At 66.3% G+C, this 14,094-nt stretch carries 10 protein-coding genes and 1 tRNA gene; 7 read left to right on the top strand and 4 right to left on the bottom strand.

Translation table 11 applies throughout. The features are described 5' to 3' along the window. The first annotated feature begins 120 nt into the window (after nucleotides 1–120). Both GVM20_RS13340 and GVM20_RS13335 read left to right on the top strand, forming a co-directional pair. Entirely contained in the window at nucleotides 121–2,271 is a 2,151-nt protein-coding gene (locus GVM20_RS13340; protein ID WP_166547676.1) for an RNA degradosome polyphosphate kinase, read from the top strand. After that, the gene (locus tag GVM20_RS13335) at nucleotides 2,268–3,797 is read left to right on the top strand and encodes a Ppx/GppA family phosphatase (RefSeq protein ID WP_166547675.1); all 1,530 of its coding nucleotides are present in this window, start codon (nucleotides 2,268–2,270) and stop codon (nucleotides 3,795–3,797) included. Before GVM20_RS13340 ends, GVM20_RS13335 begins: the two co-directional genes overlap by 4 nt. Nucleotides 3,798–3,847: 50 nt before the next feature. Here the strand turns inward: GVM20_RS13335 and GVM20_RS13330 are convergent, their stop codons facing one another. After that, complete coding sequence (locus GVM20_RS13330; protein ID WP_166547674.1) at nucleotides 3,848–4,726, bottom strand: queuosine precursor transporter; 879 nt, start codon at nucleotides 4,724–4,726, stop codon at nucleotides 3,848–3,850. A gap of 75 nt (nucleotides 4,727–4,801) precedes the next feature. On the opposite strand from GVM20_RS13330, the gene GVM20_RS13325 reads away from it, so the two are divergent. Together GVM20_RS13325 and GVM20_RS13320 are read left to right on the top strand one after the other, a co-directional pair. Continuing rightward, nucleotides 4,802–4,878 (top strand) — tRNA-Arg (locus GVM20_RS13325). A gap of 16 nt (nucleotides 4,879–4,894) precedes the next feature. Then, on the top strand, nucleotides 4,895–5,737 hold the full coding sequence (locus GVM20_RS13320; RefSeq protein ID WP_166547673.1) for a 23S rRNA (adenine(2030)-N(6))-methyltransferase RlmJ: 843 nt from the start codon (nucleotides 4,895–4,897) through the stop codon (nucleotides 5,735–5,737). 22 nt (nucleotides 5,738–5,759) lie between these two features. Here the strand turns inward: GVM20_RS13320 and GVM20_RS13315 are convergent, their stop codons facing one another. Then, a complete protein-coding gene (locus GVM20_RS13315; protein ID WP_166547672.1) occupies nucleotides 5,760–6,983 on the bottom strand; it encodes a Gfo/Idh/MocA family protein in 1,224 nt (407 codons plus the stop codon). Nucleotides 6,984–6,996: 13 nt separating this feature from the next. Next, nucleotides 6,997–8,559: an aldehyde dehydrogenase (NADP(+)) gene (locus GVM20_RS13310; protein ID WP_166547671.1), complete on the bottom strand. Its 1,563-nt coding sequence runs from the start codon at nucleotides 8,557–8,559 to the stop codon at nucleotides 6,997–6,999. 121 nt (nucleotides 8,560–8,680) lie between these two features. Here GVM20_RS13310 and GVM20_RS13305 point away from each other — a divergent pair, with 121 nt between their 5' ends. Genes GVM20_RS13305 through GVM20_RS13295 form a run of 3 tightly spaced genes read left to right on the top strand, consistent with a single transcriptional unit; the run spans nucleotide 8,681 to nucleotide 13,126 of the window. Beyond that, on the top strand, nucleotides 8,681–10,102 hold the full coding sequence (locus GVM20_RS13305) for a sugar porter family MFS transporter (RefSeq protein WP_502706197.1): 1,422 nt from the start codon (nucleotides 8,681–8,683) through the stop codon (nucleotides 10,100–10,102). Between the two features lie 25 nt (nucleotides 10,103–10,127). Next, nucleotides 10,128–11,654 (top strand): tryptophan halogenase family protein, encoded by a 1,527-nt coding sequence (locus GVM20_RS13300; protein ID WP_166547670.1) that lies wholly within the window; start codon nucleotides 10,128–10,130, stop codon nucleotides 11,652–11,654. Then, nucleotides 11,651–13,126, top strand: a complete 1,476-nt coding sequence (locus GVM20_RS13295; RefSeq protein ID WP_166547669.1) for a tryptophan 7-halogenase — start codon at nucleotides 11,651–11,653, stop codon at nucleotides 13,124–13,126. Before GVM20_RS13300 ends, GVM20_RS13295 begins: the two co-directional genes overlap by 4 nt. Here the strand turns inward: GVM20_RS13295 and GVM20_RS13290 are convergent. After that, entirely contained in the window at nucleotides 13,104–14,087 is a 984-nt protein-coding gene (locus tag GVM20_RS13290) for a cupin-like domain-containing protein (RefSeq protein WP_166547696.1), read from the bottom strand. The genes GVM20_RS13295 and GVM20_RS13290 overlap by 23 nt on opposite strands. Nucleotides 14,088–14,094 lie beyond the last annotated feature (7 nt).

The following is a 14,094-nucleotide window of genomic DNA, read 5'->3' as shown; positions in this document are numbered from 1 at the left end:
GCCGAGCGAACACATGCGCTGGGCAAGCGCCGCGTCCGATGAACCGGCGCAGGGCAGAACAGGAAAGCGATGAGCACGTCACCGATAGGCAACGCGGATGTTTCCGCAGGCGCAGGCCCCATGCAGATGGCCGAGCTGGCTCATGACGAATCCCCCTATTTCAATCGCGAGCTGTCATGGCTCCAATTCAACCAGCGCGTGCTGGCGGAAGCCTGCAATCCGGCCTACCCGCTGCTCGAACGGCTGCGGTTTCTGTCGATTTCGGGCAGCAATCTCGATGAATTCATGATGATCCGCGTCGCCGGGCTGGTGGGCCAGGTGCAGCGCGGCATGGCGATCCCCTCGATCGACGGGCGCAGCCCTTCGCAGCAATTGGCCGCGATCCGTGAGAAGCTGGCCGAACTCAGCGCCATCCAGCAGACCATCTGGCGCTCGGTGCAGGAAGGGCTGGCGGGAGCGGACATCCATATCGCTGACGAGCAGCGCGTCAGTCCGGCCGCGCACAAGTGGCTCAAGACCTACTTCCTCAACGAAATCCTGCCGATCATCACGCCCCAGGCGCTCGATCCTGCGCACCCGTTCCCCTTCGTCCAGAACGAAGGCATGGGCCTGCTGTTCACGCTGACCCGCAATGCGGGCGGCGAACAGCTGATCGAGATGGTGCTGATCCCCAGCGCGTTGCCGCGCTTCGTGCGGGTGCCGGACGCGGTATCGGGTGACGGCAGCGTGCTCTACATCTCGATTGCCCGGCTGATCCAGCGCTATGCCGAGGCGCTGTTCCCCGGCTTCACCATTCAGGGCGACGGGTTGTTCCGGGTGCTGCGCGACAGCGATATCGAGATCGAGGAAGAGGCCGAAGACCTTGTCCGCACCTTCCGCAGCGCGATCCAGCGGCGGCGGCGCGGTCAGGTCATCCAGCTGGAGATCGAGGAGGATTTCGATCCCGCAGCCGAGCAGCTGCTGCTCGAACAGCTTGGCATCAACGAAGCCGCGGTGATCAAGACCGATGGCATGATCGGGATCGACGGCCTTGCCGAAATCGTCCGTGAAGACCGGCCCGACCTGAAGTTCGATGCCTATTCACCACGCTTCCCGGAACGCATCCGCGAGCATGACGGCGATGCCTTCTCCGCCATCCGCGAAAAGGACATCGTCATCCATCACCCCTACGAAAGCTTCGAAGTGGTGGTCGATTTCATCCGTCAGGCGGCCGCCGATCCTGATGTCGTGGCGATCAAGCAAACGCTGTACCGCGCAGGCTCGCAGTCGGCCGTCGTCGGCGCGCTGATCGAGGCGGCTGAAGCGGGCAAATCGGTCACCGCCGTCGTGGAGCTGAAGGCCCGCTTTGATGAGGAGCAGAACCTCAAATGGGCGAGCAAGCTTGAACGCGCGGGCGTGCAGGTGATCTATGGCTTCACCGACTGGAAGACCCACGCCAAGGTCGCCATGGTGGTGCGACGCGAAGGCGATGGGTTCCGGTCATATTGCCACTTCGGCACGGGCAATTATCATCCGGTCACGGCCAAGGTTTACACCGACCTCAGCTTCTTCACCGCCGACCCGAAGCTGGCGCGTGATGCGGCCAAGATGTTCAACTTCGTCACCGGCTATGTCGAGCCCCACGCGCTCGAACGCATCCACATTGCCCCGATTGATCTGCGCGAGGAAATCTACAGCCGGATCGATACCGAAATCGCCAATGCCCAAGCCGGAAAGCCCGCCGCGGTCTGGTTCAAATGCAACCAGCTGACCGATGAGGGCGTGATCGACCGGCTCTATGCCGCAAGCAATGCCGGGGTGCAGGTCGAGCTGGTGGTGCGCGGGATATGTTGCCTGCGACCGGGGATTGCCGGCCTGTCCGAGAATATCCGCGTGAAATCGGTTATCGGCCGCTTCCTCGAACACAGTCGCATCTATGCCTTCGCCAATGGCCACGCGATGCCGAGCGCCCATGCGGCGGTGTTCATCGCATCGGCGGACATGATGAGCCGCAATCTTGATCGCCGGGTCGAGGCGCTGATCCCCATCCTCAACCGCACGGTGCATGATCAGGTGCTTCAGCAGGTGCTGCTCGCCAATATGCTCGATACCGAACAAAGCTGGTGGCTGCATCCTGACGGCAGCTATTCGCGCTTTACCGTTGAAGAGGGGCGCAAGCCGTTCAACTGCCACCGCTATTTCATGACCAACCCGTCGCTATCCGGCCGCGGGGGAGCGCTGGAGGCGGGGGCCGTTCCCAAGCTTTCGTTGCGCCGGGGGGCAGCGGCATGATCTGGCGCTGGCGGCGCGAAAGCCGCGACGGCGCGCTGGGCGGCAACACAGCCGAACGCGCGATCATCGACATCGGTTCAAACACGGTGCGCCTCGTCGTCTATGGCGGCACGATGCGCGCGCCCACGGTGCTGCTCAACGAGAAGGTGACCGCGAAGCTCGGGCGCGAGATCGCGGCGACCGGCAGGTTGGCGGATGAGGCGATGGCGCTGGCGCTGCGCGGACTGAAGCGGTTTGCGCTGCTGCTCGCCGATCTCGGGATCAAGGATATCGAGACCGTGGCGACCGCTGCGGTGCGCGAGGCGGCCAATGGCCCCGAATTCGTCGAGAGCCTGCGCGCCATCGGCCTCAATCCGCGGGTGATCTCGGGCGAGGAAGAGGCGCTGCTCAGCGCTCACGGCGTGATCGGTGCCTTCCCCGATGCGCGCGGCATTGTCGCCGACCTTGGCGGCGGTAGTCTGGAACTGGTGCGGGTGGCAGGTGGCAAGACCGACAGCGCCACCACCCTCCCGCTCGGCACCTTGCGCCTTCCCGAACACCGCAAGGGCGGGCGGGGCGAGATGCGCAAAAGCCTCGACAAGGTGATCCGCAAGGCCGGGTGGGACCTGTCGGCGGCGCCTGCGGTCGAGAATGGCACCCTCTATCTGGTGGGCGGGACGTGGCGGGCGATGGCGGTCTATGCGATGGCCGCGCGCGGCTATCCGCTGAGCGATCCGCATGGCTTCGCGATCGAAGGCGCCGCCGCGCTGGAACTCGCCACCGGCCTGGCGCTCAGCGAAACCGATGTCCTGAAAGGCCGGGAGCGGATTTCGGCGATGCGCGCCGAGAAGCTCCCCGATGCCGCCGTGCTGCTGCAAGCGCTGCTGACGCGGTTGGCGCCGGAGCAGGTGGTGTTCTCCTCATGGGGTCTGCGCGAAGGGCTGCTCTATGATCGCCTGCCTGCGCACACCAAGGCGCAGGACCCGCTGCTGGCGGGCGTGGCGGTGTTCTCCAGCCAGCGCGGCTCTGCCCCGACACTGGCAACGCGCATGGCGGCCTGGACGCTGGATGCCGCCCCCGCGCGCGAACATGGCAGCGAGCGGCTGCGGCTGGCGGCGACCATGCTCGCGCTCGCGGCGATGCAGATCGAGCCCAATATCCGCCTGCCTCAGGCGATCAACTGGGCGCTGCACAAGCGCTGGGTCGGGGTCGACGGCAAAGGCCGGGCGATGCTGGCCGCGGCGATTGCGGCCAATGGCAACCAGCTCAGCCTTCCCGCCGAAGTGCGCGCGCTGGCCTGTCCCGAAGCGATCGAGGAAGCGGTGCGCTGGGGCCTCGCGCTGCGGCTGGCGCGCCGGCTTGGCGGGCAGTCGGCGCGTTCGCTGGAGGTGAGCCGTCTCAGGGTGGAGGAGGGCACACTGGTGCTCGAACTCGCCGCCAGCCATGCGGCGCTGTTCGGCTCGCCGACAGAGAAGGACATGAAGCTGCTCGCCGGACGGCTGGGGATCGGCTGGCGGGTCGATGTGGTGCCCGAAATCGTGATGTAGCCCTCAAGTCCCTCCCCGTTGCTTCGCAACGGGGAGGGGCCTCGGGGCTGTCACCCCTTTTCTTCCCTCCCAAAAGGCGAGAAGTCGGTGTCGATGTCGAACAGATCGACACCTTCGGCGGCCTTGAGCCGGTTCACCACCACATAAGTCACCGGGGTCAGCACCGCCTCCCACGCCACTTTCAGCGCCCAGTTGGTGATCATCACGGTCACCACCGCTTCGGTCGTCCAGATGCCGTAGAAGGCGATGGGGTAGAAGATCAGGCTGTCGACGCCTTGTCCGACGAAGGTCGAGCCGATGGTGCGGGTCCACAGGGCGCGGCCCTTGGTGAGTACCTTCATCTTGGCCATGACGAAGGAATTGACGAACTCGCCCGCCCAGAAGGCAATGATTGAGGCCACGACGATCCGCCACGTGCTGCCGAACACGCTTTCATAAGTCATCTGGCAGATCGCCCCGCCGGGGATCGCCGGATCGGCATTGGAGGTCAGCGGGCGCTCCCCGCCAAAGCCGCTCGCGGCGCATTCCCACCCGCCAAACGGGGGCAGGGCGGTGACGATGTAACTCATGAAGGCAAGGAACAGCATCGCTGCCGTCCCCACCCAGATCACCCGGCGCGCCTTGGCAAAGCCGTAGATCTCGGTGAGCACGTCGCCGATGACATAGCCCAGCGGGAAGAACAGGATCCCCGCGCCATAGATGAAGACGCCGTCTGGCGCTGGCCACCAGCCCTGCGGCCAGAACGGCACGTCGACGAAGGTGAGCTTGGCCGCGCCGATGATGTTCGACAGCAGCAGGATCGCCACGAAGGCCGCCATCACCAGATCATAGTACCGGAAGGTGATTGGCGGACGGCTGGTGGCGACAATGCCGTCGGTCGGATCGCGGTCAAAGGCGGCGGCTGGATCAGCGGGAGCGGTGTTTTCCATCGCCCGACCGATTAGCGCGATTTGCCTGTGCGGCAAAGCGCGCTATTGGGCAGCCGTCTCCCATGTTTCGGGTGCGCGCCCGTAGCTCATCTGGATAGAGCGCGAGACTTCTAATCTTGAGGCAGCAGGTTCGAGTCCTGCCGGGCGCGCCAACTTTTGGTCTTCACGATGAATTACCGTCATTCCTTCCATGCCGGCAACAGCGCCGATGTCGTGAAGCACAGCCTGCTGATTGCCCTCATCCGGGCCTTGCAGCTTAAAGACAGCGCTCTCACCCTGATCGACACCCATGCCGGCTGCGGGCTTTACGATCTGGCGGGCGAGGAGGCCGGGCGAACGGGTGAAGCCACGCAGGGCGTTTTGCGGGCCTTTGCCGACCGGAACCCCTTGCTGGACGACTATCGCGCCGCCGTTCGCACAGTGAATGAGGCTGAGAATGCCGGGGCCGAGCCGCGCCTCTATCCCGGATCGCCGCGCATTCTGGCGGAGCTGCTGCGCCCGCAGGATGTCCTGATCCTCAACGAAAAGCATCCCGAGGACGCCTATGCCCTGCGCGGCGTGATGCGCGGCACAAACGCGGCTGTGCACGAGCGCGACGCCTACGAGTTATGGCTGGCAATGCTGCCGACCCGGACACCGCGCGGCGTGGTGGTGGTCGACCCGCCTTATGAGCAGACCGACGAACGCGCCCGCATCACCGCCACCCTCGCGGCCGCGCACCGCAAGTGGTCGCATGGCGTGACGGTGATCTGGTATCCCCTGAAGGAACGGCCCACCCATGCTCTGTGGAAGGACAAGCTGCGTCAGCTCGGCATCCCGAAGCTTCTGACGGTGGAGCACTGGCTCTATGATGCCGACCAGCCCGGCATCTACAACGGCGCGGGGCTGTTCTTCGTCAATCCACCCTATGCCTTCACCCAAGGCCTGCCGCCTCTGCTCGAAGCGCTGCGCGCGGCGCTCGCGCCCGAGGGGCATCGCGGCGAGATTACGTCCACTTGGTTGCGCGAATAGAACAAGCGCTGATCGCGCCAATTCATCCGGCGATCGTCGCATCCGCATTGAGCATGACCGTGCGGCCGCTCTGCGCTGCGGCGTAGATCGCTTCAATCAGACGCAAATCGCGCAGGCCCATTTCGCCCGGCGTGATGATCGCGCTCCCCTCTCGGATCGCGCTGGCGAGATGGTCGAGCTGGCGGGCGAACTGGACTTCCGAATCCCCCGGCGTGAAGTCGCGCCGGTCGCGGCCCGTCTCCAGTGCGAGCGTCAGGCCATCATAGTTGGTGGCGGGGCGCATCACCAGCGCGCCCGCGGTGCCGCGCGCCTCCACCATGTTGAGACCGGCCGAATCGTAGGACGTCACGATCTGCGCCGCCGCGCCCGAGGGGAAGTGCCATTGGGTCGCGACATGGGCGTAGATTTCCGCAAAGCGCGGATCGTTGGCGGGGCGATAGGCGCTTGCGCTGATCCGGTCAGGCAGCTCGCCCGACAGGTAGAGTGCGGCCTGTAGTCCATAGATCCCGTAATCCTCCAGCGGCCCGCCCCCTGCCAGCGCGCGGCTGACGCGCCAGTTCTGTCCCGGTGTGGTCGGACCCATACGGTAGGAATGTTCGGTGCGGATCAGCCGGAGGTCGCCCACCGCCTTGTCGCGCATCAGATCCATCGCGGCGCGATTGTACGGCTCGAAATGGCAGCGATAGGCGATCATCAGCTTGCGGTTGGCGCGCTGGCTGGCGGCGATCATGCGTTCGCACTCGGCGCTGGAGAGCGCCATCGGCTTTTCGCACATCACGTGCTTGCCCGCGGCAAAGGCGCGCTCCGCCCATTCGGCATGAAGGCCGGTCGGCAGCACGATATAGATCGCCTCGACCGCCGGATTGGCGGCGATTTCGGCGAAGCTGTCGTAGGAATAACGGGCTTGCTGCGGCACGCCGTAGGCTTCACCCACCTCACGCAGCTTGGCAGGATTGCCCGAGACCAGCGCCGCGATATGCGCTCGCTCGGATTGGGCGAAGCGCGGCATGATCTGCTTGAGCGCATAGTCGCCGAGCCCGATGATCGCGAAGCCGACGCTGCCCGGCCGTTGCGCGCGGGGCGGGGCAGCGGAGAGCGTCAGCCCGTCCGGTAGCGGCTGTCCGGTGGCGACAGGTTGGCGCGATGGGCCGAGCGCTGCCGCGCCCGACATCACCAGACCCGCCGCGGCCGCCGTGCCGCCGACTTCAATCAGCCGCCGCCGGGTGATGCCGTGATCCTGCGTCATCTGTCGCCTCCCTTCAGGCCTCCCACGTTCCATCGACCCGGCGCAGCACCGCGCTGGGCCCGTCGAGCAAAGCCTTCGGCAGCAGCGCGGCGGGCAGGTCCTGATAGCTGACCGGCCGCAGGAAGCGGTCGATTGCCAGCGTGCCGACAGATGTGCTGCGCCCGTCCGACGTGGCCGGGAAGGGACCGCCGTGGACCATCGCGTGGGTCACTTCAACGCCGGTGGGCCAGGCATTGGCGATGATCCGACCGGCGCGGTTTTCGAGGATCGGGATGAGGTCGCGTGCTGCCGGATAATCGGCGGTCGCCATGTGCAGGGTTGCGGTGAGCTGACCCTCCATGCCCATCAGGATCGCGGCGACTTCGTCCAGGTCGGCGCAGACGACGATGATCGAGCTGGGGCCGAACACCTCGTGGCCCAGCGCCGGGTTGGCGCGGAAGGCTGCGCCAGAGACGGTGAAGACCTGTGCCTGTCCGCAAGCACCCGTTCCCGCCGCGCCGCTGCCGACCAGCACCGCGCCCACCTGTGCGCCGATTGTTGCGATGCCTTTGGCATAGGCGGACTGGATCCCAGCCGTCAGCATGGTCTGCGCCGGAATGCCGGGAAGCGCTGCGCCCACGGCGGCGATGAAGCGGGTGGTCGCCTCTGCCTCCACCGTCAGAACGATCCCCGGATTGGTGCAGAACTGGCCCGCACCCAGTGACAGCGAACCGACATAGGCGGCGGCGAGCTCGTCAGCCGCTTCAGCCATCCGGCCGGGCATCAGCACCACCGGATTGACGCTGCTCATCTCGGCATAGACCGGAATCGGCACGGGGCGCGCAGCGGCGTGGTTCATCAGCGCAAGACCTCCGGCGCGCGAGCCGGTAAAGCCCACGGCGGCGATGCGCGGGTCTTTCACCAGCGCCTCACCCAGCGCAAAGTCCGTGCCGTTCACAAGGCTGAACACACCGTCCGGCAGCCCGGCTTCGCGCACCGCATCGAGGATTGCGCCAGCGACCAGCTCGGACGTGCCGGGGTGGGCCGGATGCCCCTTGACCACCACGCAGCACCCGGCGGCGAGCGCCGAGGCGGTGTCCCCGCCTGCGACCGAGAAGGCGAGCGGGAAATTGCTCGCGCCGAACACTGCGACGGGGCCCACGGGCACCTTGCGCATCCGCAAATCAGGCTTGGGCGGGGTGCGTTGGGGAAGGGCGTGATCGATCCTGAGGCCCTGCCACGCGCCGTTCTCGACCTCGTCGGCGAACAGGCGCAACTGACCGACGGTGCGTCCGCGTTCGCCATTCAGACGCGCTTCGGGCAGGCCGCTTTCCAGCATCGCGCGCTGGGTGAGCGTATCGCCGAGTGCGTCGATCTTTTCGGCGACCAATCGCAGAAACGCGGCGCGCTCAGCCAAGGGGAGGCTGGCGAACACCGGCTGCGCCGCTGCCGCAGCCGCGCAGGCATCGGCAACATCGGCGGTGCTGGCCTGCGCAAACGCCGGTTCGAGCGCTGCGCCGCTTGCTGCCGCCACTGCCGCGAAACGCTCCACGCCATCGCGCCATTCGCCCGCAACCAAATTTCTGCCCGTCAGCATCGCCGTTCCTCTCGAAGACCGAATCCGTTTGTGAAAACGCGGCTTGCCATAACGCGATTTTCAGTGAAAGGTAGCGCTACCATAAATGGTGTGGGTTGCAACATAGCAACCGGGGAGAGGGATCTTGGAGAATAATCGGGGCGGCACCAACATGGTGCTGATTTCCGCGATCGTTGCGGTTGCGACCATCGGCGGATTGCTGTTCGGCTATGATAGCGGCGCGGTCAACGGCACGCAGCCGGGGTTGAAGGCGGAATTCGGTCTGGGCGTGGGCGGACTGGGCTTCACGGTCAGTTCGCTGCTGATCGGCTGCTTTATCGGGGCGTTCTTTGCGGGCACGCTCGCCGACCAGATGGGACGGCGCAATGTGATGCGGATCGCCGCGGTGCTCTTTCTCGCCGGTGCGCTGATCCAGGGCCTGACGGAAAGCCATCTGCTGTTCGTGATCGCTCGCATTGCAGGCGGTATGGCGGTTGGCGCGGCCAGTGTGCTGTCGCCCGCCTATATCGCCGAGGTCGCGCCTGCGAATATTCGCGGACGGATGACCACGGTGCAGCAGATCATGATCATCACCGGCCTGACGCTGGCGTTCCTTGTGAACTACTTCCTCGCGGCTGCGGCGGGCGGGTCAACCGGAGCCTTCTGGGGCGGGATCGCCGCGTGGCGCTGGATGTATCTGATGCAGGCGCTGCCCGCTGCGATCTTCCTTGCCGCGCTGTTCTTCATCCCGGAAAGCCCGCGCTATCTGATCGGCAAGGGCCGCCATGAGGAGGCTTCCAAGGTGCTGACCGACCTGTTCGGTGCCGAGGAAGCGACTGCCAAGCTCGCCGAAATCCGCGCGAGCTTTTCGGAAGATCACCGCCCGCGTCTTGCCGATGTGCTCGCGCCTGCGGGCACCAGGAGCCTGCTCGGGATGCGTCCGATTGTGTGGGTTGGCATCATGCTGGCGGTGTTCCAGCAGCTCGTCGGGATCAACGTGATCTTCTATTACGGCGCGACACTGTGGCAGCTGGCGGGCTTCACCGAAGCGGATTCGCTGCTGATCAACATCGTGTCGGGCGCGGTTTCGATTGCGGCCTGCTTTGTCACGATTGCAGTAATCGACAAGGTCGGGCGCAAGCCGCTGCTGCTGATCGGTTCGGCGGGGATGGCGGCAACGTTGTTCGTGATGGTGTTCGTGTTCAGCCAGGGCGGTCTGGATGCAGAGGGCAATCTGGTGCTGTCGGCGGGCCTCGGCACGATGGCGGTGGTGGCGGCGAACCTCTATGTCATTTTCTTCAATGTCAGCTGGGGCCCGGTGATGTGGGTGATGCTGGCGGAGATGTTCCCCAACCAGATCCGCGGATCGGCGCTGGCGGTGGCGGGCTTCTTTCAGTGGTTCGCCAACTTCCTCATCGCGCAGAGCTTCCCGCTGATGGCGGCGGGGATTGGCCTCGCGGCAAGCTACAGCTTCTACGCCGTATGTGCGACCATCAGCTTTTTCCTCGTCCAGCGTTTCATTGTCGAGACCAAGGGCAAGGAACTGGAGGAGATGGTCGGATAAGGCCGCCAATGATAGCGAGGACGCCATGATGTCAGATGCTCCTCAGCCGGTCCGTGTCGTCGTCCTTGGCGGCGGCACGGCGGGCTGGATGACCGCCGCAGGGATTGCCAAGCTGCTGCCCGATCTGGCGCGCGTCCAACTGGTCGAGAGCGAGGAGATCGGCATCGTCGGCGTGGGCGAGGCGACCTTGCCGCACATCCGCGGCTTCGTCGAAAAGCTCGGGATCGATGAGGCGGCCTTCATGAAGGCCACCCATGCGACCTTCAAGCTGGGCATCGACTTCCGCGATTTCGGGCGGATCGGGGAAAGCTACATCCACCCCTTCGGCTCCTTCGGCGAGGAAGTCGCAGGGGTCGGCTTCCACCACTATTGGCTGGAGCTGGCCCGGCACGGCATGGCACGTGATCTGGGCGATTATTCGCTCGCCGTGGCAGCGGCCAAGGCCAACCGGTTCCGCCCACCATCGCAGGACGACAGCCTCGGCTCGACCTATGGCTATGCCTACCAGTTCGATGCGACCTTGTTCGGCCCCTTCATGCGCGAATTCGGACTTGGCCTCGGAATCGAGCGGCATGAGGGGCGGGTCGTCAGTGTCGAGCGTGATGCGGTCAGTGGCGATGTGGTTGCGCTGTTGTTGGCGGATGGTCGGCGGGTCATTGGCGATCTGTTCGTCGATTGCTCGGGCTTTCGCTCGCTGCTGCTGGGGCAGGAGCTGGGCGTGGCGTGGGAGGATTGGACGCATTGGCTCCCGTGCGACCGGGCAGCGGCGATGCCCTGCACCCATGCGACCGACGACCTGCGCCCCTACACCACCGCCACCGCCATGCCCGCCGGTTGGCGCTGGCAGATCCCGCTCCAGCACCGCATGGGCAACGGTTACGTCTTCTCATCCGCGCATATCACCGAGGAGCAGGCCTGCGACGCGATCCGCGCGAGCGCCGAGGGCACCCCACTGGCAGACCCCCGCATCCTGAAATTCCGCCCCGGCAGGCGTGCGCAATCGTGGAGCCACAATGTCATCGGCGTCGGACTGGCAAGCGGCTTTCTCGAACCGCTCGAATCCACCTCGATCTATCTGGCGCAGATGGCGATCACCTATCTGATCGAGCTGTTTCCCGCAGCAGCGGGCCAGATCGACCCGCGCGACCGGGCCGAGTTCAACCGGCTGGTCGACATGGAATATGACCGCGTGCGGGACTTCCTGATCCTGCACTACAATGCCACCACGCGCGACGATTCCGAATTCTGGAACCACGTGCGCACCATGCGCGTCCCCGACAGTCTGGCGGACAAGCTCGAACTGTGGCGCAATGCCGGGCGGATCGAGAAGTATTCGGACGGGCTGTTCTACGATGCCAGCTGGATCGCGGTCTATGTCGGGCAGGGCATGCTGCCCGAACGCCATGATCCGCGCGCGGCGATGATCGCCCCCGATGCCCTCGCCCGCGCGACCGAGCGCTTGCGCATGGCCGTGACCGGCGAGGTTGCCACCATGCCCGGCCACCGCGAATACCTGCGGGCTGAAGCCGCGCGGCTCGCCGAGGCGGCGTGAGCACCCCGCGCGAGCCTTTGCGCCGCGTGGTCGTGGCGGGCGGCGGGCAAGTGGGCGTGCTTGCCGCACTGGCCTTGCGCCGCAGTCTGCCGGAATGCGAGGTGATCGTGATCGGCAGCCAGCCGGGGCCAGCCGCCTTTGCCGACTGGTCGCCCAGCGCCATGCCTTTCACCAACAAGCTGCATGACCGGCTGGGCATTGCCGAGGCCGATATCATCACCAAGGCGGGCGGATCCTACCGGCTGGTGACCCGCTATGCCGGATGGGGTGGAGGCGAGCAGCAGGGCGTGCTCGCCTATGGCGAAGCGCTTGACCCGGCGCTCAAGACCGCGTTCGCGCGGGACTGGGGGCAGGTGCGCCCGCTGGGCGCAGGCGCGCCGCCAACGGGGAGCGTGGCGCAGGTGCTGGCCGAAGCGGGCCGCTTTGCCCCGCCGCCGCCGGGCGAGCCGACGCCTCTGGCCGCGGTCGACTACGCGCTGCGCTGGCACCCGGCGGCCTATCGCGCGCTTCTCATTCAGCAGGCCGAAGCGGCAGGCGTGCGCTATGCCGAAGGGGTAATCGACCGGGTCGAGCCGGGCGAGGGCGATGCCATCCGCGCTGCCGGTCTGGCCGGACAGGGCTTGATCGAGGCCGATCTGTTCATCGATTGCACCGGGCCGCAAGCCAGCCTGCTCGCCGCTCATCCGCGCTTCGCCTTCACCGACTGGTCGGCGAGCCTGCCCACGCGCCATGTGTATCTTGCCGAGCCCGCCGCGCCGGTGATCGCGCTGGAGGACCGCATCACGCTGATCCCAGCAGGCTGGGTCACCGAGGTGGCCGGGCGGGACGGGTTGCACCGCGTGCTTGGCACGGCGGGGCCACTTGCGCGGGCTGAAGCCGAAGCATTGCTCGGCGTTCCGGCGCGGGCGGCGATTGCGCTCACGCCGGGACGGGCGGCGGAACCGTGGATCGGCAATGTCGTCGCCTTGGGCGATGCTGCCGCACGGTTCGAACCGCTGGGGCCGCTCCATCTGGATCTCGCCCACCGCCAGCTTGATCTGCTGCTGGAAATGCTGCCGGGCCGCGCCATCTCGCCGCTGGAGCGCGCGGAGTACAACCGCCGCTCGGGCCTGATGATGGAGGGCGTGCACGAGGTGCTGGCGCTGCATTTCGCAGGGATCGAAGCGCAGCGTGTGTTTGGCGCACGGGTGCTGCCGGGCCGGGTAGGCGCGGTGATCGACCAGTTCGTGCGGCGCGGGCGCATTCCGTTCCGCGAGGAATTGCCTTTGCTGGGGCAGGAACAATATGCGCTGCTGGTGGCGCTGGGCTGGACGCCGGGCCTGCCGCCCGCCGCGCGCCATGCCGATGCTGCCGCAGAGGCTCGCGCGCGCGCCGCGTTCGAGGCCGATGCCCGCGCCGCGCTGGCCTTTGCGCCGCCCTATGATCAGTGGCTCGCGCGGACGCTTGGCGCTAACCGAGCGCCTGCCGGATAGCGCTGCGCATCTGCGCGAAGCGTTCGGGTGAGGGCGGGCCGAGGATGCCCTTGGCGTGATCGGGCAGATGCGCCGAGGGATCGTCGCCGAAAATGTAGTATTCCAGCATCTCGCGCCATACCGCCCGCTGATCATCCGGCAGGTGCCGGAACGCGAGCAGCGCATGGAGCAGCCCTTCGTAAGGGCTGCCGATCCCGTCCGGCTGGCCCGGCGTCCACCAGTAATTCACGAGAATGCTGACCGGATCGAGCGATTCCACCCCGTGCCACCAGCCATAGGGAATATAGATCGCATCCCCCGGCTCCAGCGTCGCAACCTCGGCATGGCGCGCGGCTTCGGCGAAGCGCGGAAAGCGCTCCAGATCGGGTGCAAAGGGATCGACCATGCTGACGGGGATGCCCGCCGGGGTCAGCTCGAACGGACCGGGATAGAGCCCCCCGATCTGATCGGGCGGGTAGAGCGTGAAGCGCCGTCGTCCGGCCACGCAGCAGGCGACATTCTCCTTGGCATCGTAATGCACGCCAACGCGGATGCGGTTGCCAATCCAGATGCGCGCGGTCACCTCGGGCAGCAGCGCCAACCGGTTCTCGCGCGCGAAGGCGGGGAGCAGGCTTGCGATCTCTTCGGATTGCACCGCCATCGCGGGCGGATCGGGCATGGTGGCCGCGCTCAGCAGATCGTCCAGAAAGGTTTCCAGCCGGCCGCTGCCGCGCACGAAATTGAGGCGCGTGAGATCGGGGGTGTAGAAGAACCGACCTTTTTCTGACGGCGCAGCAGCGATCGCGCCGACGGGCCGGGTGGTCGGCTCGCGCGAGAGGTAGGCGACAATCGCCGCATCCCCCGCTCGCGCAGCGGCAACCACGGGCCAATCGGCCACCTGCCCGCGCAGCACCGCCGGACGAATGGCCGCGCGCAGAGCTACGAACTGATCGTCGCCAATCGGCCCTGAAAGCTCGGCCATCGGGACG

It is taken from the genome of Porphyrobacter sp. SLTP (assembly GCF_009905735.1).
Taxonomy (GTDB): Bacteria; Pseudomonadota; Alphaproteobacteria; order Sphingomonadales; family Sphingomonadaceae; genus Erythrobacter.
Note: the sequence above shows the minus strand (reverse complement) of the source record. Positions and strands in the feature narration are given on the sequence as shown.